The organism is Ornithinimicrobium pulveris (genome assembly GCF_050261105.1).
In the GTDB taxonomy this organism is placed as follows: domain Bacteria; phylum Actinomycetota; class Actinomycetes; order Actinomycetales; family Dermatophilaceae; genus Ornithinicoccus.
In genome coordinates this window covers 1,189,635-1,208,909 of the sequence record NZ_CP189837.1, presented here as the reverse complement: position 1 = coordinate 1,208,909, position 19,275 = coordinate 1,189,635, and the positions used below count along the sequence as shown (strand labels likewise).

Sequence of the window (19,275 nt, the reverse complement as noted above, 5' to 3'; positions counted from 1 at the left end):
GCCGCTCACCGCTCCGCGCCCTCCCCGGTATGCCGTTTCGCAGCTGCGAGGATCAGGTCCACCAGGCGGTCGGCTGCGTCGCGCTCCCCCTCGCCCGCCGCGGCGGCGGCCATCGCCGTGAGCTGCTCGGCGTCGGTGATGAGCGGGACCACCTCGTCGCGCAGGTAGGCCGGGGTGATGTCGGCGTCGTCGACGAGGCGACCACCACCGGCCTCGACGACGTCTGCGGCATTGAGCCGCTGCTCACCGTTGCCGATGGGCAGCGGCACGTAGATCGCCGGGAGACCCACAGCGGCCAACTCACTCACCGTCCCTGCACCGGCGCGGCACAGGGCGAGGTCGGCGACGGCATACGCCAGGTCCATCCGGTCGGAGTACTCCAGCTGCAGGTAGGCGGCGCCGGTGGTCGGGTCCGGCTCACCGGACACGTCCACCTGCTTGCCCTGCCCGGTGAGGTGCAGCACCTGCACACCGGCGGCGAGCAGGTCGGCAGCGGCACCGGCGGCGGCGACGTTGAGGCTCTGCGCGCCGAGCGATCCGCCGAAGATGAGCAGCGTCGGGCGGCCCGGCTCGAGCCCGAAGTGGGCGAAGCCGTCCTCGCGCGCGCCAGCGAGGTTCTGGACCAGGTCGCGGATCTGGGGTCGCAGAGGCAGCCCGACCCGGACGGCGTCGGGCAGCGTGGTCGAGGCGAAGGTGGTGGCGACCGTGGCGCCGAGCCGGGCGCCCATCCGGTTGGCCAGACCCGCGCGGGCGTTCTGCTCGTGGATCACGACCGGCACCCGCTCGAGGCGAGCGGCGAGGTAGGCGGGAGAAGCAACATACCCACCGAAACCGACGACGACGTCGGCCTGCGCCTCGCGCACGGCGCGGCGGGAGGTGCTGATCGCCTTGGACAGCCCACCGGGGAAGCGGAGCGCGGCGGCCCCCGGGCGACGCGGGAACGGCGTGCGCGGGACCACCGTCATCGGCAGGCCGCGCTCGGGGACGAGCCGGGATTCCAGACCTTCGGCGGTGCCGAGCACCTGGATCCGGACGTCGGGCAGGCGCTCCTGGAGCGCCTGCGCGGTGGCGAGCAGCGGGTTGACGTGGCCGGCGGTGCCGCCGCCGGCCAGCACGACGGACAGCGGTCGGTCGGTCTCCTCGGACGCGCTCATCGCCCGCTCCTGCTGCGCGGTGCGCGACCGGGGCGGGCCCCGGCGCGGCGGGCTCGTCCGGCCTGACCACGGCTGGCGGCGACGGCCGAGCGCTGCGGGCGGGTGGCCGGGCGCGAGGGTGGGGTGGAGGTGGCGCGGCGGGCGCTGCTCGAGGACGTCCACCGGCCCGAGGGCACGACCGCGAAGGTGCGGCGCAGGCGGGAGGTGCCGCCGCCGAGCGCTTCCTGGGCGCCGGGCAGCGAGCGGGCCAGCGCCAGCAGCAGCCCCAGGCCTATCAGCGCGGCGATCAGCGCCGAGCCACCGGAGGAGACTAGCGGCAGCGGTACACCGATGATCGGCAGCATCCCGATCACCGAGCCGATGTTGATCAGCGCCTGGGACAGGAACCAGATCATCACGCCGGAAGCGGCGAGCCGGGTGAAGGAGTCCTCGGCCTGGGAGACGATCCGGAAGCAGGCGTAGGCCAGCACGGCGAAGAGGCCGAGCACGGCCAGGGTGCCGGGTAGGCCCAGTTCCTCGCCGATGATCGCCAGGATGAAGTCGTTGTGCGGCTCGGGCAGCAGGCCCCACTTCTCGCGGGACTCCCCCAGGCCCAGGCCCCACCAGCCGCCGTCGGCGAGGGCGTATTCGGCGTGCACCTTCTGGAAGCAGCCGCCGTTGAGCGCGTGCGGGGAGTCGCAGATGTCGCCGATCCACATCTGGATGCGCTGCATCCGGTTGGCGCTGCCGATGGCCAGGTAGCCCACCCCGGCCGCGGCGATGCCGCCGACGCCTAGGAACCAGCGCCCCGGCAGACCCGCCGCCCACAGCAGCCCGACGATGATCGCGACCAGGATCATCGCGGTGCCGAGATCATGGCCCTTGAGGACAAGCCCGACCAGCACCAGCCCGACGGGGAAGATGAAGGGGATCGTCGCGTGCCCGATCTTGTGGATCACCCGCCGCTTGGTGGTCAGCACCGCCGCGCCGAAGACGACGAGCGCGACCTTGCCGAGCTCGGAGGGCTGGATGGTGCGGCCGCCAATGATGATCCAGTTGCTGTTGCCCTGGAAACTCCAGCCGATCGGCGAGAAGACCGCGGCCTGCAGCACCAGGGCGACGATGATGCCGGGCCAGGCCATCTTGCGCCACCAGCGCAGCGGGATCCGCGAGCCGATGAGTGCCAAGGCGACGCCGATCCCGGCATACATCAACTGGGACATGAAGACGGTGTAGGAGCTGCCGAACTCGGCGTAGGAGCCGACCGAGCTCGCGGAGAGCACCATCACCAGGCCGAGGCCGCAGAGCAGCCCGCCGGTGACCAGCACCAGGTAGTAGGGGGCGACCGGCGAGCGCAACCACTCCCCGACGGAGGTCATCGACCAGCCGGGGCGCTGCTGCGATCCTGCCGGCCGGTCCTTGATCGCGGTCATGCCTCTCCCGCGATCCCCAGGTGGCGGCGCACCGCGTCGGCGAAGGCGTCACCGCGCGAGCCATAGCTGGGGAACATGTCGAGGGAGGCGGCGGCGGGCGACAGGAGCACCACGTCACCGGGTCGCGCGAGATCAGCGGCGGACGACACGACGTCGTCCATCAGCACCCCGAGCGCATCCATGTCCCCATGGTCCGCGACACCCACGTCGCGGACGGGGACATCCGGCGCGTGTCGGGCGAGCGAGGCGGCGATCTGCTCCCGGTCCACCCCGAGCAGCACCACCCCGCGCAGCCGGTCGGCGTGCCGCGCGACCAGCGGGTCGACGTCGGCGCCCTTGAGCTGGCCACCGGCCACCCAGACGATGTCGGGATAGGCCGCGAGGGCCGCCTCGGCGGCGTGCGGGTTGGTCGCCTTGGAGTCATCGACCCAGGTCAGGCCGTCGGACTGGGCCACGATCGCGGTGCGGTGCGCGTCGGTGCGGAAGGCCCGCAGACCGTCGCGGACCAGCTCGGCTGGCACCCCCAGGGCGCGGACGAGGGCGGCTGCGGCGAGCGCGTTGGCCACCAGGTGCGGGGGCGGCGTGGCCTCCCCGCCGGAGGCGAGCTCGAGGTCGGCGAGCGTGCCGAGCTCGGCGGCTGAGGTGGCGCGCTCCTCGATGTAGGCGCGGTCCACGAGTACGTCGTCGACCAGCCCGAGCATCGACAGACCCGGGGTGCCGAGGGTGAAGCCGATCGCGCGGCAGCCCTCCTGCACCTCGGCCTCTTCCACCATCCGCTCGGTGGCCTTGTCCTGCACGTTGTAGACGCAGGCGACGTGGGTCCGCTCGTAGATGCGCGCCTTGTCCGACGCGTACGCCTCCAGCGAGCCGTGCCAGTCCAGATGGTCGGGGGCCAGGTTGAGCACGGCGCTGGCCAGCGGCTCGATGCTGTGCGTGAAGTGCAGTTGGAAGCTGGACAGCTCGACCGCGATCACGTCGTAGGGCTCGGGATGCTGGACCGCGTCCAGGATCGGGGTGCCGACATTGCCGGCGGCGATCGCGCGCAGCCCGGCGGTGCGCAGCATCGTCTCGACCAGCTGGACCGTGGTCGTTTTGCCGTTGGTGCCGGTCACGGCGAGCCAGGGGGCGGCGCCGATGTTGGGCCGCAGCCGCCAGGCGAGTTCGACCTCGCTCCAGACCGGTATGCCGTTGCTCACCGCCTCGGCCAGCACCGGGTGGTCCGGGCGCCAGCCGGGCGAGGCGACGACCAGATCGACCTCGAGCTGGTCCGGCCAGCTCGCCACATGGTCCTCGCCGCGGCGCACGTCGGCACCGAGGATGCCCAGGATCCCGGCCTGCTGCTCCTGCCGCTCTCCCCCGCGGCCAGCGTCGACCACGGTGACCGCGGCGCCGTGCTGCAGAAGCGCGTCGGCCGCCGCGAAGCCGCTGATGCCCAACCCGGTGACCAGCACCCGCAGGCCGGCCCAGTCGGCGTCGCGGTGGGTCAGCCCCGCGAGCCGGTCGCTCTCCTCCGGCTGCCCACTCACAGGTTCGCCACCCACTCGCCGTAGAAGAGCGCCAGGCCCACGGCTACACACATGCCGGCGATGATCCAGAACCGGATCACGATCGTCACCTCGGCCCAGCCCATCAGCTCGAAGTGGTGCTGCAGGGGTGCCATCCGGAAGACCCGTTTACCGGTCATCTTGAAACTGGCCACCTGGATGATCACCGACAGCGTGATCAGCACGAACAGGCCACCCAGGATCGCGAGCAGCAACTCGGTGTGGGTGGTGATCGCCAGGCCGGCGAGCCCGCCGCCGAGCGCCAGCGAGCCGGTGTCGCCCATGAAGATCTTGGCCGGCGAAGCGTTCCACCACAGGAAGCCGAAGCAGGCGCCGGCGACCGAGCAGGCCACGACCGCGAGGTCGAGGGCATCGCGGACGTCATAGCAGTTGGGGCCGGGGGCGAGCTGGCAGTTCTGGTTGTACTGCCAGATCCCGATGACCGAGTAGGCGCCGAAGACCATCACGCTGGCCCCGGTCGCCAGACCGTCCAGCCCGTCGGTGAGGTTCACCCCGTTGGAGGCGCCGGCGATGAGCACATTGGCCCAGATGATGAACAGGATCACGCCCGCGATCGGCCCGAACATCGCCAGGTCGAAACTGGTGTCCCGCACGAAGGAGATGGCGGTCGAGGCCGGGCTGCGGGTGTTATCACCGGGGCTCTGCAGCGCCAGGATCGCGAAGATCACCGCGACCAGCGTCTGCCCGGCGAGTTTCTCGATCGAGGTCAGCCCGAGGCTGCGCTGCTTGGAGATCTTGGTGTAGTCGTCCAGGAAGCCGATGAAGCCCAGCCCGGTGATCAGGAACAGGACCAACAGCGCGCTCAGCGTGAACCGGCTGTGCGTGACCTCGACCAGCCCCGAGAGGTCGAGCAGGATGAGCATGAGGTGAGAACCGGCATACCCCAGGAGCGTGGCCGCGATGATCACGGCGCCGCCCATGGTCGGCGTGCCGCGCTTGGTGTGGTGGCTGGTCGGGCCGTCGTCGCGGATGAACTGGCCGTAGCCGCGCCGGACCAGGAACTTGATGAACAGGGGGGTGCCGAAGAGGGCGACCACCATCGCCACCCCGCCGGCCAGCACCACGTTGACCATCAGTCACCGTCCTCGGTCGCGAGCTCGTCCCCCAGGAAACGTAGGCCGGAGTCGCGGCTGCTCTTGAGCAGCACCACATCGCCCGGGGCGAGCGTGGCAGCCAGGTGCTCACGGGCTTCGTGCCGGTCGCCGAAGGCGAGGGTCCCGGCACCGCCGGAGTCGGTGTATGCCGTGCCCGCCGCCTCGGCCAAGGGGCCGACCGTCACCAGCTCATCCACCCCGAGCTCGGCGGCGAGGGCGCCGATGCCGGCGTGCTCGAGGTCGCTGTCGGGCCCCAGCTCGAGCATCCCGCCGAGCACCGCGACCAGGCGACCCTCGGGGCGGCGCATCGAGGCCAGGGCACGCAGCGCGGCGCGCATCGAGTCCGGGTTGGCGTTGTAGGCATCGTTGACCACGGTGACGCCGTCGGCGCGCTCGGTGACCTCCATCCGCCAGCGCGACCGGTGCCCCGCGGAGCCGAGCGCGGAGGCGATCTGGGGCCACGGCATACCCCACTCGTGGGCGACGGCCGCCACGGCAAGCGCGTTGCCGACGTGGTGCGCCCCGGCCAGTTGCAGCTGGACCGGGACGCCCTCGGCGGGGGTGTCGGGCGCGTGGATGACGAAGGAGGCGCGGCCGCCCTGGTCGGTGGTCAGGTCGGCGGCGCGGACGTCGGCGTGCTCCCCCAGCCCGACGAAGAGGGTGCGCGCGCCGACCCGGTCGGCGACCATGGCCATGGCGGAGACGACGGCGTCGTCGGCGTTGAGGACGGCCAGGCCGCCTGGGGTGAGCGCCTCGACCAGCTCGGACTTGGCCAGCCCGATCGCCTCGCGGGAGCCGAACTCACCCAGGTGCGCGCTGCCGACGTTGAGCACGACGGCGACCTGGGGCGGGGAGATCGCGGTGAGGTGGGCGATGTGGCCGGGGCCGGAGGCGCCCATCTCGGCGACCAGGAAGTCGACATCCTCGGTGAGCCGGCAGACGGTCAGCGGCACGCCGACCTCGGAGTTGTAGGAGGCCTCCGGCGCCAGGACGGTGCCGAGCGGGGCGAGCACCTGGGCGAGGAGGTCCTTGGTGGAGGTCTTGCCCGAGGAACCGGTGATCCCGACGACGCGTAGGCCACCGGCCGCCTGGCAACGGTCGTGCACCTCACGGGCGAGCGCGCCGAACGCCCGGGTGACGGCGTCGTAGGGCGGGCGGTCCGGACGCTCGGAGAGCCGCTCGGGATCCTCGTCGACGACGACGCAGGGCAGCGCGTCGCTCTCCCGGTTGGTCAGCGCCGCGACCGCGCCGTTGGCGGCAGCCGACTCAAGGTAGTCGTGGCCGTCGGCGTGCTCCCCCCGGCGGGCCACGTAGAGGCTCCCGGGTCCAGCGGCCCGGGAGTCGGTGACGACGGCGGTGGTGACGCGCAGGTCACCGGTCTGCGGGGTGTCCGGATGGACCCGACCGCCGGTCACCCGTGCCACCTCGCGCAGGGTCAGGGCGATCACTCAGGGGGTCCCTTCGTCCTTGATGGCGATGTCGCCCAGTGTGACACCCTTGGGCTCGCCCTTCGCCTTGGCGTTGGGGTCATACTCGAGCGGGACCTCCTTGGGCGGGTCCGTCGCGGGCTGGACGCCGTCCTTCTGCAGGGCGTAGCGCATGATGTCGGAGAAGACGGGGCCGGAGATCACGCCGCCGAAGCGGTGGATCTGGGTCGGGCGCTGGACGGCCACGCCGACGACATACTTGGGGTCCTCGGCGGGCGCGTAACCGATGAAGCTCGAGGTGACCCCGCTGTAGCGGCCGGTGTCGGGGTCGATGCGGTCGGCGGTGCTGGTCTTGCCGGCGACGTGGTAGCCCGGGACGGCGGCCAGTGGCGCGGTGCCGGCGACCGAGGGGATCTGCATCATGATGTCGGTCAGGGTGTCCGAGGTCTCCTCGGAGATGATGCGCTTGCCCTCGGGGACGGCATTCTCGGTGTAGCGGCCCTCGGAGTCGGTGCTGCCCTGGATGAAGCTCGGCGGCACGTGCACCCCGCCGTTGGCGACCGTCTGGAAGACGCCGACCTGCTGCAGGAAAGATCCGGACAGGCCCTGACCGAACATCAGCGTGTAGGGGGTGGTGGCGCTCCAGCGCTCGGGGATCGGGACCAAGCCCTCGGACTCACCGGGCAGGCCGTGCCCGGTGGGCGAGCCGAGGCCGAACCTGCGGATCCACTCGTAGAGCTTGTCGTCGCCGAGCTTTTCGCCGTAGAGGATCGTGCCCATGTTGGAGGACCGCGCCAGCACGCCGGCGAAGGTCAGGTGCAGGATCGGGTGCTCCTCGACGTCCTTGAAGGTGGTGCCACCGCGGGGCAGGCGGACCGGGACCTCGATCGGGGTGTCGGCCTCGACCAGGCCCTCCTCCAGGGCGGCGGCGGCGGTGATCAGCTTGACCGTCGAACCGGGCTCGTAGACGTCCTCGATGGCGGCATTGCGCATGCCCTCGGAGGTCTGCGACGGCTCGGAGGGGTCGAAGCTGGGGTAGCTGGCCAGCGCCACGATGCGGCCCGTCTTGACCTCCATCACCACGCCGTAGCCGGAGATCGCCGCGGCCTCCTCGACCCGGGTGCGGACGGCGTCATAGACGTACCACTGCAGGTCGGCGTCGATGGACAGCCGCACGTCGTTGCCGGGGGTGGCCGGGGTGAGGTCGTAGAAGCCGGTGGTGATGACCTCGCCCTGGCTGCCGCGCTCGTAGGTCTCCTCCCCAGGCGTGCCGGTCAGGGCCTGGTCGTTGATCAGCTCCATGCCGCCGGCGGGCATGCCGCCGGCGCCCATCCAGCCGATGAGCGGGGCCACGGCCTCGCCGAGCGGGTAGTCGCGGCGCATGATCGGCTCGGAACTGATGCCACGGACGTTGCGCTTGCGCAGCTCCTGCCACTGCATCGGGGAGACGTCGGCAGCGAGGATGGCGTACTGCTCGCCCTGCGGGTTGGTCAGCCGCTGCAGGATGGTGGCCTGGTCGATGCCGGTCACCTCGGAGACCACGCGGGCGGCGGCCGGCAGGCCCTCGTCGACGACGACGCCGTCCTCGCGCAGCTTGTAGTCCACGGTGAGGGTGGGGTCGGCGACGATCTGGCGGCGCTCGCTGCTCACCGCCAGCTCGGCGCCGTGGACGTCGGTGATCGTGCCTCGCTCGGCGGGGATCGCGCGGACGGCGAGGCGGCCGTCGAAGGCGGCCGCGGACACGCTGGCGGCGTCCAGCCCCTGCAACCGCACCAGCTGGGCGGCGAACAGGGAGAGCACGATCATGGTGCCGACGAGCAGTGCCCGCACGCGGCGGTGGGGGTGGACCACGCCCGGCGCGACGGCGCCGCGGGGGCGCCCGGCGGCACTGCTCGATCGCGCGCCAGCAGCAGGGCGGCGGGGCCCCTGACGGCCCGGGCTGGCTGCTCCCACTCGTCCTTCACCCTGTCCGTTCGTGCTGGCGTACGTGTTGGCTGTCCTGCTGGCGGTCGTGCGGTTGGTCCTGCGCTCGCGGATGCGCTGTCACCGGTCCTTGGTGGCCACGCCCGTGGACGGCAGATCCACGGTAAGCGTCCGGTTGCCGTCGACCATGGAGGCCACGCCGGTGATCTGCCCGTCCGACAACCGCAGCGTGGCGGTGCTGGTGGAGGGGACCATCTTGAGTTTGCGCGCCTTGGTGGCCAGCGCCTCGGAGGAGTCGTGCATGGCCAGCTCGGACTGCAGGGTGACCTTCGTGTCGTGCAACTCCGTGGCCTCGGCGGCGAGGCGGGACTGCACGAAGGAGCCCTCGGCCCGGAGGGTGTTGAGCACCAGCACCGCGGAGAAGGTCGCGACCACGATCATCAGGCACAGCACCATGAAGCCGATGTGCCCCACGGCCGGCGCCGCGTCCTGGACGCGGGTGCGCCGGTCGGCGCGCACGCTCCCGCCGAGCGGGCCGGTCAGGCCGAGGAGGGAGGCCGGGCGCGCGCTGACGCGACCGAGTCGGGCGGAGACGGTCATCTGGCTCATCGGGACACCTCGTGGTGGTGGGCGGGGTCATGCTGGGCGGACGGGTTCTGGCTCTGGTCCGGGGTTGCGCGGGTGCGCTCGGCTACGCGCAGGCGGACCGAGGCGGAGCGTGGGTTGCGGGCGACCTCGTCGGCATCGGCCTGCTCAGCGCCGCGGACGAGCAGCCGCAGCCAGGGCGCGTGCTCGGGCAGCTCGAAGGGCAGGTCCGGCGGGGCCGAACTGGTGGCCCCCTCCGCCAGGCCGCGCTTGGTGATCCGGTCCTCCAGCGAGTGGTAGGACAGGATCACGATCCGGCCCCCGACGGCGAGCGCGGAGAGCGCGGCCTCCAGCCCTTCGCGCCAGACGCTCAGCTCGGCGTTGACCTCGATGCGCAGCGCCTGGAAGGTCCGCTTGGCCGGGTGTCCCCCACTGCGCTGGCTCGCGGCTGGCACGACATCGTGGAGCAGTTCGACCAGGGGACCGGAGGTGGTGAAGGGCTCATCCGCGCGGCGACGCACGATCGCGCGAACGATGGGACGGGCGAAGCGCTCCTCGCCGTACTCCTTGAGGATCCGCTCCAGCTCGCGCGGCTCGTAGGTGTTGAGCACGTCCGCGGCGGTCGGTCCCTCCCCCTGGTCCATCCGCATGTCCAGCGGCGCGTCCGCGCGATAGGCGAAGCCGCGCTCCAGCTCGTCCAGCTGCAGCGAGGAGACGCCGAGGTCGAAGAGGATCGCGTGGGCCCGGCTCAGCCCCAGCTCGGCCAGCACGGCCGGGATGTCGTCGCTGACCGAGTGCACGGGGGTGAACCGGTCGCCGAAACGGGCCAGCCGCTCGCTCGCCAGGGCCAGCGCCTGCGGGTCACGGTCGATCCCGATGGCGCGCGCCTGGGGGCAGCGCTCCAGGACAGCCTCGGTGTGCCCACCCATGCCGAGGGTGCCGTCCACGAAGACGGGCGCCGCCTCCGCGACGCCCGTGGGCTCCCCTGCGCCCTCCAGCGCAGGTGCCAGCAGGTCCACGCACCGCTCCAGCAGGACGGGGACGTGGCGCTCGGCAGCGGGGAGGTTCTGCTCCATGGGATGTGGCCCGGACGGGTGGTGGTCCTTGAGTCGGGATCGGCCTCCCGGTCCCAGGTCCCCTACCGTCCTCCGACCTGCCTGGCTCCGGCCCGGGGGAAGACGGGTCGGGATCCGTGGCGGTCGGGCTCCGGCGCGGGGGAAGTCGCGTCGGAACGAGGGACGGGAGGAGGCCTGGGGCCGGGTGGTGTTCACACCGGCTCAGATCAGTCCGGGCACCACCTCCTCCGAACGCTGGGCGAAGGCGGGCTCAGCCACCTCGAGGTAGCTGTTCCAGGTCTGCGTGTCCCACACCTCGACGCGGTTGCCGGCGCCGATCACGGTGCACTCGGTGCTCAACCCGGCGTACTCACGCAGCACCGGTGGGATGGTCAGCCGGCCCTGCTTGTCGGGGACCTCGTCGGAGGCTCCCGAGAGGAAGACACGCTGGTAGTCGCGGACGTCCCGGGAGGTGGTGGTCGTCCCGCTCGTCATCTCCGTGGCGATCTTCTCGAACTCGGCGACGGTGTAGACGTAGAGGCAGTGCTCCTGGCCACGGGTGATGACCAGCCCGTCCCCCAGCCGCTCGCGGAACTTGGCCGGCAGGAACATCCGCCCCTTGTCGTCGAGCTTGGGGGTGTGCGTGCCGAGGAAGAGCGTCGGCATCTCGACCAACCCCTTTCTGCAGCGCGACGACATGGAGGACTTCCGATGTCCCCCACTCTACTCCACTTCGCACCACGATGGGGTGAAAACTGCCCTGAAAATCCCCTGGATCTGACGATCTCTGCAGGTCAGCGCCCGGGGAGTGAAGTGGAGCAAATCTCACCATGACACCCGCTCGCAGGCGCCCTTGACCGAGCCCGCCCACCTGGGCCGGCTCGGGCCGGCACGGACAGGATCCGGTGGGAAACGACATACCTGCAGGTCAGGAGGTATGCGGTCGCCCACCCAGGAGGGCGACCGTGACCCGGGCGCGGGCCGGGTGGAGCGGGGTGGAGTGCCCCCGTGGTGCGAAGTGGAGGAGACGGGTGGTGCGCGGTGGAGGGGCGGTGCGAAGGCCCCTGAGCCGCGTCCTGTCGAGAACAACCAGGGAGATTTGGCAAGATCGTCGATATGTCAGCCATCTCTGCGGCCCCCGGCTCCGTCGATCTCGACTCCGTGCAGTCGGTGGCCGGCGCCATCCAGGACGCCATCACCACCGTGATCGAGGGCAAGGACGAGGTCGTCGCGACCGCGGTCACCGTGCTGCTGGCCGAGGGCCATCTCCTCGTCGAGGACGTGCCGGGCGTCGGCAAGACGATGCTCGCCAAGGCGCTGGCCCGGGCGATCGACTGCCGCGTCTCGCGCGTGCAGTTCACCCCCGACCTGTTGCCCAGCGACATCACCGGCGTCAGCGTCTTCAACCAGGACACCCGCGAGTTCGAGTTCCGCCGCGGTGCGGTCTTCGCCAATGTGGTCGTCGGTGATGAGATCAACCGCGCCTCCCCCAAGACCCAGTCCGCCCTGCTGGAGGCGATGGAGGAGCGCCAGGTGACCGTCGACGGGCAGACCTACCAGCTGCCGCGACCGTTCCTGGTGATGGCGACCCAGAACCCGATCGAGATGGAGGGCACCTACCCGCTGCCCGAGGCCCAGCGCGACCGCTTCATGGCGCGGCTGTCGATGGGCTACCCCTCGACCTCCTCCGAGCTGGCGATGCTGGAGAGCCACGGCGGGGTGAACCCGCTGGACTCCCTCGAGCCCGTCACTACCGCGGACGACGTGCAGGCGCAGATCGAGAACATCCGGGGCCTGCACACGGCCCCGGCCCTGCGGCAGTACGTCGTCGACATCGTCGGCGCCTCCCGCGAGCACCGGCTGCTGCGCCTGGGCGCCTCCCCGCGCGCAGGCCTGCAGCTGCTGCGCGCCGCCCGTGCCCACGCCGCGCTCTCCGGCCGCGACCACGTCCTGCCCGAGGACGTCCAGACCATGTCCGTCCCGGTGCTGGCCCACCGCGTCCTGCCGACCGGCGAGGCCTCGCTGGCCCGGCACAGCCCGGCCGACATCGTCCGCGACCTGGTCGGGCGGACCTCGGTCCCGTCCGGCCGGTGAGGGTGCGGCTGCGGTGAGGTCCCCCTGGAGCCTCCTCACGACGAGGGGCAAGGTCTTCCTGCTCCTCGGCGTGGTCGTGGCTGCCGCCGGGGTGCTGCTCGGCTATCCCGACGTGACCCGGATCGGGCTGGTGCTGGTGGCGCTGCCGATCCTGGTGCTGATCCTCACGCCGCGCCGGACCCCCAAGATCCGCGTCCTTCGTGAGGTCGAGCCGGTCCGGCTCACCCCGGACGAGCGCGGCACCGTCGTCGCCCGCTTCACCAATGTGTCGCGGCGCACCACCCCGGTCTACCTGGCCGAGGAGCACATCGACTACCAGCTCGGCGACCGGCCCCGCTTCGTCCTGCCCCGCCTCGTGCGCGGGGAGGAGAAGCGACTGAAGTACACCATCCGCAGCCGGCACCGCGGCGCCTATCCCCTCGGCCCGGTCGTGCTGCGCCAGCGCGACCCCTTCGGCCTCACCTTCTTGACCCTGCGGCTGAGCTCGCGCTCGGAGGTCCTGGTCCTGCCCCGCCTGCACGCCCTGGGCGAGGGACGTGTGCGCGGCACCTCCCGCGGCAGCGAGGGCGAGATGCCGCAGATGGTCGCCCTGCACGGCGAGGACGATGTCAGCATCCGCACCTGGCGCGACGGCGATGAACTCCGCCGGGTGCACTGGCCCGCCACCGCGCACCGCGGCGAGCTGATGGTCCGGCAGGAGGACCGCCCGGCCCGCCGCCGCGCCCTGCTGATCCTGGACTCGCGCGCCTCGGCCCACCCCGGCACGGGCATCCGCACTTCCTACGAGTGGGCCGTGTCCGCGCTCGCCTCGGTGGCTCGCCACCTGGCGGCCGACGGCTTCGTGGTGCACCTGCTCACCGACGCCACGCTGCGCGACGGCACCGCCGACCACCCGGTCGACATCGACCAGACCCTGACCTCGCTGGCCCGCGTGCAGCCCGAGCAGGACTCCCGCCTCGACCGGCTCGCCGCGGCAGCCGCGCCGTTCACCGCCGGTGGTGTGCTCGTGATCGCCGCGGTGGTCGCCGACGACGAGGAGGCGCTGCGCACCCTCGGCGCCATCCGCCAGCCGGGATCGCGCGCTGTCGCCTTCGTCCTGGACCCGCAGAAGTTCGGCGCCGACGCCCCCGGCGGCCGCCCCTCGCCCACGTCCGCGCTCGCGGAGGCGGGTTGGCGGACGGTGGTGGTCGGACCGCATACGGAGATCCCGTCGGCCTGGGCCGCGGTCGGCGAGACCGTCGCCTCGGGGGGGCGGTCCCGATGACCCGCATCGATGGGGACGCGCTGCGCCGGGGTATGTGGCCCGAGGCGTTCGTCGCCGGGCTCGCGACGCTCTCGGTCGCCTGGCCGCTGACCAACCTGCTGCGCGAGGACACCTGGCTCATCCCGGCCATCGGTCTGGTGCTGCTGGTCGTCGTCGTCGGTGGCGTGCTGCGCACCCTCGACGTCCCGGCCAGCCTCGTGTCGCTGGGGCAGCTGCTCCTGGGGATCGCCGGGATCACCGTGCTCTATCTGCGCGACACCCTCTGGCGAGGCTTCCTGCCGACCCAGGAGACGCTTGAGCGGGTGGGCTCGCTGCTGCAGCAGGCCGGCACCGTGCTCCAGACGTATGCCGCCCCCGCACCCACCACCGCCGGCGTCTCCTTCCTCGTGGTCACCGTGCTCACCCTGACGGCCGTCTCGGTCGACTCGATGGGCGTGACGGGACGGGCGCCAGCGAGCGCCGGGATCCCGTTGGCGGCCGGTTTCCTGGTGTCGGTCTCCAACTCGGGCCAGGCGATGGCGCCGTGGTTCTTCGCCGCGGTCGCCGGACTGTGGCTGGTGATGCTGGCGCAGCAGGGCTATCGGGTGACCGATGCCTGGCCCTCGGAGCGGCGGCGCGAGAGCCGGGGCAGCGACGACATCTCGTCGGGGACGCCGCGGAGTCGGGGGCTCGCGCAGGTCCTCGGGGTGCTGGCCCTGATCGCTGCCCTCGGTGGCGCGCTGGCGATCCCGCACCAGCCGCCGACCTTCTTCGGTGGGGGCCTGGCCCGCAATCCTGATGCGCGGCAGGTCGACAGCGACACCGGGCAGGTCAGCTTCACCGAGACGATGGATCCCTCGCAGGACCTGCGCAACCAATCGCAGGCGCCGGTGCTGGTCTACCGCAACAGCGCCACCCGGCTCGAGCCGCTGCGGGTGACCGCGACCGAGCGGTGGGAGGACGGCCGCTGGGTCTCCCCCGACCGCGACCCCTCGACCTTCGTGGAGGGTGCGCTGCCGCCCCGGCCGCCAGGCATGTCGGAGCAGATCGACCTGACCTCCCAGACGATGACCGTGATCGGCAATGAGCTGCCGCCACCCCACCTGGCCGCACCCTCCCTGCTGAGCGGTCTGCGCCTGACCGAGGGATCGTCATACAGCTTCGACCCCACGGACTCGACCGTGGTCCTGGAGGACCCATCGCCGCAGTTCGAGGCGACCTACCTCAGCGTGAGCGGTCAGCTCCCGGGGGACGTCGGCTGGACGCGCGCCGACCCGGCGAACTTCGACGCGGACCTGCTGGCCGTGGACCCGGTGAGCGAGGACGCGATCACCGCGCTGGCGCAGGAGGTCGTGGGCGATGAGAACAATTCGTTGTCCGCCGCGATCCTGATCCAGAACCACCTGCGCCGCGCCCCCTACACCTACTCCCTCGAGCTGGCCCCGGCCGCCGAGGCGGACGCGGATGACCCGATCGGCGGCTTCCTGGAGACCCGGCAGGGCTATTGCGTGCAGTTCGCCACGGCGATGGTGATGATGGCGCGCCAGCAGGGCATCCCGGCGCGGATGGCGGTCGGCTTCCTGCCCGGCACCAGCCAGCCCGACGGCACGCGCCGCGTGGTGGCCGCCGACGCGCACACCTGGCCCGAGCTGTGGATCAGCGGGATGGGCTGGACGCGTTTCGAGCCGACGCCGGGCTTCCACGCCGGTCAGCCGCCGGCCTATGCCCGGTCCGCGAGCGAGGCCGACACCGAGCAGCAGACCACGACCATCACCCAGACCGTCGCGCCGGACCCGACGCCCACCCCGACCCCGACCGCGGCAGCCCCGCCGACGGCCGGTGACCGGTTCGGTGACCTGCTGCCGGTGCTGGGTCAGGCGCTGCTGGTGGTGCTGGTGATTGCCGCGCTGATGGCGCTGGTGCCCTTCATCGGGCGGCGCTATCGCGAGGAGGGCCTGCGGTCCGCGACCAGTCCGGAGGAGACTGTCGAGGGCCAGTGGATCTGGCTGACCAGATCGCTGCAGGACCTCGGCGTGGAGGAACCGCCAGAGCGCAGCCCGCGCGACATGCGCCGCCACTATGACGCCGGCACGACGCTGAACCGGCGCGGCGAGGAGGCCCTCGGCCGCATCACCGCGACACTGGAGCGCAGCCGCTACGCCGCCCCCGACTCGGTAGGTGCCGATGATGCCGAGCAGATGGGCCAGGACGCGCACAAGGTCGTCGACCAGGTCCGCCAGCACGCCCCCTGGAACATCCGCGCCAACGCCCTCCTCCTGCCCAGCAGCGGCCTCGACGGCGTCCGCGCCTGGTTCGGGCGGCTCTTCACGCGCCGCTGAAGGCGTCGGGGCAGAGGGCGGGCGTCATGGTGCCGCACCAGGCCCAGCGCGGGGTGAAGCCGGCTCGGGCCAGGTCCGCGCCGGGCATGGCACCGTCATGCAAGGTTGCTCACGCTAGGCAAGGCAATATCCCTGACATTGCGTGAGCAACCTTGTCTGGGGCGGACTCGGCACACGAGTGTGCTCACGGTAGTCAGGACGACCTCGGGCGCGCCTCAGAGCGTGCGGATCATCTGCAGGTCGCGGACGTCGCGCTCGGGGTGCTGGATCCAGCGGCCGTCGAGGGTGAAGCCGAGTCGCTCGTAGGCGGCGATGGCCCGCCTGTTGGTCTCCAGCACGTGGAGGACGAGGCGCCTGGCGTATCGCTCATGCGTCGCGACATCGGTGGCGGCCTCCATGAGGGCATCGACGACACCACTACCCCGGTGGGCGGGCACGACATACACGGCGACCAGGAGCCCGTCGTCGGCGCCGAGCTCGTCCGCGTAGGCCTCGGTGCGCGGGTCGATCATCGTGAGCGTGCCCACCGGGCGCCCGCCGATCCGGGCGTGGAAAGTGCCCGGGTTCGAGCGCTCACGCCAGAACTCCTCGGAGCGGTCGACGAGATCGGGATAGGAGGTCCAATAGGCTTCCGGGGACTCGCGCAACATCCGCAGACGCAGTTCGCGGTAGTCGCGCCAGTCCTCGGGCCCGAGCCGGATAACGCTGCCGGAGAAGCGCCCACCCCGTCGGTCGGCGCCAGCAGATTCCGGTACCTGAGTCACGCGACCAGTCCCGGCTGTCGCCCAGGACCTGCGAGCGGGACCGGGGTCACCCGATCAGTCCAGGTAGTCGCGCAGGACCTGCGAGCGGGAGGGGTGGCGCAGCTTGCTCATCGTCTTGGACTCGATCTGGCGGATCCGCTCGCGGGTCACGCCGTAGACCTTGCCGATCTCGTCCAGCGTCTTGGGCTGCCCGTCAGACAGGCCGAAGCGCATCGAGACCACGCCGGCCTCGCGCTCGGACAGGGTATCCAGGACGGAGTGCAGCTGCTCCTGCAGCAGGGTGAAGGAGACCGCGTCGGCCGGGACGACCGCTTCGGAGTCCTCGATCAGGTCACCGAACTCGCTGTCGCCGTCCTCGCCCAGCGGGGTGTGCAGGGAGATCGGCTCGCGGCCGTACTTCTGGACCTCGACGACCTTCTCCGGCGTCATGTCCAGCTCGGCGGCCAACTCCTCCGGGGTGGGCTCGCGACCCAGGTCCTGGAGCATCTGGCGCTGCACGCGGGCCAGTTTGTTGATGACCTCGACCATGTGCACCGGGATGCGGATGGTGCGGGCCTGGTCGGCCATCGCGCGGGTGATGGCCTGGCGGATCCACCAGGTCGCGTAGGTTGAGAACTTGTAGCCCTTGGTGTAGTCGAACTTCTCGACCGCCCGGATCAGACCCAGGTTGCCTTCCTGGATCAGGTCCAGGAAGAGCATCCCGCGCCCCGTATACCGCTTGGCCAGTGAGACGACCAGGCGCAGGTTGGCCTCGAGCAGGTGGTTCTTGGCGTTCTTGCCATCATTGGCGATCCACCACAGCTCGCGCTTGAGCTTGGCCTCGATCTTCTCGCCGGAGTTCAGCTTCTCCTCGGCGAACAGGCCGGCCTCGATGCGCTTGGCGAGCTCGACCTCCTGCTCGGCGTTCAGCAGCGCGACCTTGCCGATCTGCTTGAGGTAGTCCTTGACCGGGTCGGCGGTGGCGCCGGCGGTGACGACCTGCTGGGCGGGCGCGTCATCGTCATCGGCGGTGGAGAGCACGAAGCTGTCGTCATCGCTCTTGGTCGCCGGGGTCTGCGGCTTGGCGTCGTCGCCGTCATCACCCTCCCCGTCCGTGTCGGAGTCGGTCGAGGTCGGCTCGGTGCTGTCGTCGCTGCCGGTGTTGTCCTCGCTCAGATCAGCGTCACTGGGGTCGGCCTCGTCATCCTCAGCGACCTCGGGCGCATCGGCGTCGGCACCCTTGGCGGCAGCGGCCTTCTTGGCGGCCGTCTTGCGGGTGGTGGTCTTGCGGGCGGTCTTGGCGGTGCCGCCACCAGCGGCATCTGCGGCGTCACGGGTGGTGCCAGCAGCCGCCTTCTTGGCGGTCGACTTCTTCGCGGTGCTCTTGGCAGCGGTGCTCTTGGCAGCAGCGGTCTTGCTGGCCGCGCTCTTCGCTGCGGTGGTCTTGGCGGCGGCCTTCTTAGCCGGGGCCTTCTTCGCCGCGGTGCTGCTCTCGTCAGTGTCCGACGCCTGGTCTGCAGCGCTCTTCGTGGCGCTCTTGCTCGCGCTTGTCTTCGCAGCCGAGGCCTTGGGCGTCGTCGACTTCGAAGCCGGCGTGGCGGCGCTGGACTTCGACGCGGTGGACTTGGCGGCCGACTTCGTGGCGGCGGTCTTGCGCGTCCTACGCGCGGGCGTGGCCTGCGAGGTGCCGTCGTCACGGACCTCGATGGCGGCATCGCTGAAGACGCGCAGCACCTTCTTCTGCGCAGCCGCTGTGGTGACCTCGGCGGCCTGCAACGCATCCCGAACCTGCGACATCGCGAGGTGTCCCTGCTCGGTGCCCTGAGCCAGCAGCGCCCGGAGGGCCTGGTGCTCGAAGGCGGGAGGCAGGTCTCCGGTCGCGGCGACGCGGGAAGTCTTGGCAGTCACGGGAGGAACCAACTCTTTTCTGTCGGGTCTGTTCACTGCTGCGTGCAGCAGTGAGGGCGGGCTGCGCCCAGGCAGAACTGGAGCCGCAGGGGTGTCGTCCTCGGGGCGCCGACGCTGTTCCGCGATGCGTACCGCGGGCTGTTCAGCAGGCGACCCTAGACATTATAAAACGCCTAGGGTCGTCCAGATATGCCTCGCCCCTCCCCAGCCGGCCATCCATGCAGGTCAGAGGGTTACGAAGTCAGTGGCGCTCGCACGTCCGGCGGTCTCGGTCCGCCGGTCCTGTGTCAGTCGTCGTCGCCGGCCTTGACCGCGAGGACGGGGCACTGGGCCTCGAGCAGGATGCGCTGGGCATTGGACCCCAGGATCAGCTTGCCGATCGGGGTCCGGCGGCGCAGCCCGATCACAATGAGGTGCGCATCGCTCTCCTCCGCGACCCCCACGAGGTCCTCGGCGGGCTCGTTGCCGCGCACGAGCGCGCGGACCTCGTGCTCCAGGCCGGCGCTCTTGAGGTCACGACCCACGCGGGTGAGCTCCTCGTCGAATCGCGCGGCCTCGTCTGCGTCGAAGTCCCGGCCGCCACGCTGGGAGTTCACGACGATCAGCTTGACGCCCCGCAACTGGGCCTCGGCGCTGGCCTTCTTCAGGGCGGCTCGTCCCTCGCGGGTGGGGATGTAGCCGACGATGACGGACATGGGCTCTCCTTCTGGCGGGTGATGGTCGTGACTTTACA

At 71.4% G+C, this 19,275-nt stretch carries 15 protein-coding genes; 3 read left to right on the top strand and 12 right to left on the bottom strand.

Going from position 1 to position 19,275, the window contains the following annotated elements; translation table 11 throughout:
- Positions 1 to 5: 5 nt before the first annotated feature.
- The 9 genes from murG to mraZ form a co-directional block, all read right to left on the bottom strand.
- Positions 6 to 1,154 carry an undecaprenyldiphospho-muramoylpentapeptide beta-N-acetylglucosaminyltransferase gene (murG, locus tag ACQBAT_RS05565; protein WP_420746141.1) on the bottom strand — a complete coding sequence of 383 codons (1,149 nt, stop codon included), beginning with the start codon at positions 1,152 to 1,154 and terminating at the stop codon, positions 6 to 8.
- Positions 1,151 to 2,566 carry a putative lipid II flippase FtsW gene (gene ftsW / locus ACQBAT_RS05560; protein WP_420746142.1) on the bottom strand — a complete coding sequence of 472 codons (1,416 nt, stop codon included), beginning with the start codon at positions 2,564 to 2,566 and terminating at the stop codon, positions 1,151 to 1,153. The genes murG and ftsW overlap by 4 nt, the downstream gene beginning before the upstream one ends.
- Positions 2,563 to 4,092 (bottom strand): UDP-N-acetylmuramoyl-L-alanine--D-glutamate ligase, encoded by a 1,530-nt coding sequence (gene murD / locus ACQBAT_RS05555; RefSeq protein ID WP_420746143.1) that lies wholly within the window; start codon positions 4,090 to 4,092, stop codon positions 2,563 to 2,565. The genes ftsW and murD overlap by 4 nt, the downstream gene beginning before the upstream one ends.
- Positions 4,089 to 5,204: a phospho-N-acetylmuramoyl-pentapeptide-transferase gene (gene mraY / locus ACQBAT_RS05550; protein WP_420746144.1), complete on the bottom strand. Its 1,116-nt coding sequence runs from the start codon at positions 5,202 to 5,204 to the stop codon at positions 4,089 to 4,091. The genes murD and mraY overlap by 4 nt, the downstream gene beginning before the upstream one ends.
- On the bottom strand, positions 5,204 to 6,673 hold the full coding sequence (locus ACQBAT_RS05545; protein ID WP_420746145.1) for a UDP-N-acetylmuramoyl-tripeptide--D-alanyl-D-alanine ligase: 1,470 nt from the start codon (positions 6,671 to 6,673) through the stop codon (positions 5,204 to 5,206). Before ACQBAT_RS05545 ends, mraY begins: the two co-directional genes overlap by 1 nt.
- Positions 6,674 to 8,605 carry a peptidoglycan D,D-transpeptidase FtsI family protein gene (locus ACQBAT_RS05540; RefSeq protein WP_420746146.1) on the bottom strand — a complete coding sequence of 644 codons (1,932 nt, stop codon included), beginning with the start codon at positions 8,603 to 8,605 and terminating at the stop codon, positions 6,674 to 6,676.
- 90 nt (positions 8,606 to 8,695) lie between these two features.
- On the bottom strand, positions 8,696 to 9,184 hold the full coding sequence (locus ACQBAT_RS05535) for a hypothetical protein (RefSeq protein ID WP_420746147.1): 489 nt from the start codon (positions 9,182 to 9,184) through the stop codon (positions 8,696 to 8,698).
- Positions 9,181 to 10,236 (bottom strand): 16S rRNA (cytosine(1402)-N(4))-methyltransferase RsmH, encoded by a 1,056-nt coding sequence (rsmH, locus tag ACQBAT_RS05530; protein WP_420746148.1) that lies wholly within the window; start codon positions 10,234 to 10,236, stop codon positions 9,181 to 9,183. Before rsmH ends, ACQBAT_RS05535 begins: the two co-directional genes overlap by 4 nt.
- A gap of 201 nt (positions 10,237 to 10,437) precedes the next feature.
- Positions 10,438 to 10,881: a division/cell wall cluster transcriptional repressor MraZ gene (gene mraZ / locus ACQBAT_RS05525; protein ID WP_420746149.1), complete on the bottom strand. Its 444-nt coding sequence runs from the start codon at positions 10,879 to 10,881 to the stop codon at positions 10,438 to 10,440.
- A 450-nt stretch (positions 10,882 to 11,331) separates the two neighbouring features.
- Between mraZ and ACQBAT_RS05520 the strand changes: the two genes are divergently transcribed.
- Genes ACQBAT_RS05520 through ACQBAT_RS05510 form a run of 3 tightly spaced genes read left to right on the top strand, consistent with a single transcriptional unit; the run spans position 11,332 to position 15,891 of the window.
- Entirely contained in the window at positions 11,332 to 12,309 is a 978-nt protein-coding gene (locus tag ACQBAT_RS05520) for an AAA family ATPase (protein ID WP_420746150.1), read from the top strand.
- A 13-nt stretch (positions 12,310 to 12,322) separates the two neighbouring features.
- Positions 12,323 to 13,573, top strand: a complete 1,251-nt coding sequence (locus ACQBAT_RS05515; RefSeq protein WP_420746151.1) for a DUF58 domain-containing protein — start codon at positions 12,323 to 12,325, stop codon at positions 13,571 to 13,573.
- Positions 13,570 to 15,891: a transglutaminaseTgpA domain-containing protein gene (locus ACQBAT_RS05510; RefSeq protein WP_420746152.1), complete on the top strand. Its 2,322-nt coding sequence runs from the start codon at positions 13,570 to 13,572 to the stop codon at positions 15,889 to 15,891. Before ACQBAT_RS05515 ends, ACQBAT_RS05510 begins: the two co-directional genes overlap by 4 nt.
- Before the next feature lie 215 nt (positions 15,892 to 16,106).
- Here the strand turns inward: ACQBAT_RS05510 and ACQBAT_RS05505 are convergent, their stop codons facing one another.
- The 3 genes from ACQBAT_RS05505 to ACQBAT_RS05495 all read right to left on the bottom strand — a co-directional run bounded on the left by ACQBAT_RS05505 (position 16,107) and on the right by ACQBAT_RS05495 (position 19,237).
- Positions 16,107 to 16,655 carry a GNAT family N-acetyltransferase gene (locus ACQBAT_RS05505; RefSeq protein WP_420746153.1) on the bottom strand — a complete coding sequence of 183 codons (549 nt, stop codon included), beginning with the start codon at positions 16,653 to 16,655 and terminating at the stop codon, positions 16,107 to 16,109.
- A 54-nt stretch (positions 16,656 to 16,709) separates the two neighbouring features.
- On the bottom strand, positions 16,710 to 18,431 hold the full coding sequence (locus ACQBAT_RS05500; protein ID WP_427197777.1) for an RNA polymerase sigma factor: 1,722 nt from the start codon (positions 18,429 to 18,431) through the stop codon (positions 16,710 to 16,712).
- Positions 18,432 to 18,829: 398 nt separating this feature from the next.
- The gene (locus tag ACQBAT_RS05495) at positions 18,830 to 19,237 is read right to left on the bottom strand and encodes a universal stress protein (protein ID WP_420746155.1); all 408 of its coding nucleotides are present in this window, start codon (positions 19,235 to 19,237) and stop codon (positions 18,830 to 18,832) included.
- Between the last annotated feature and the right edge of the window lie 38 nt (positions 19,238 to 19,275).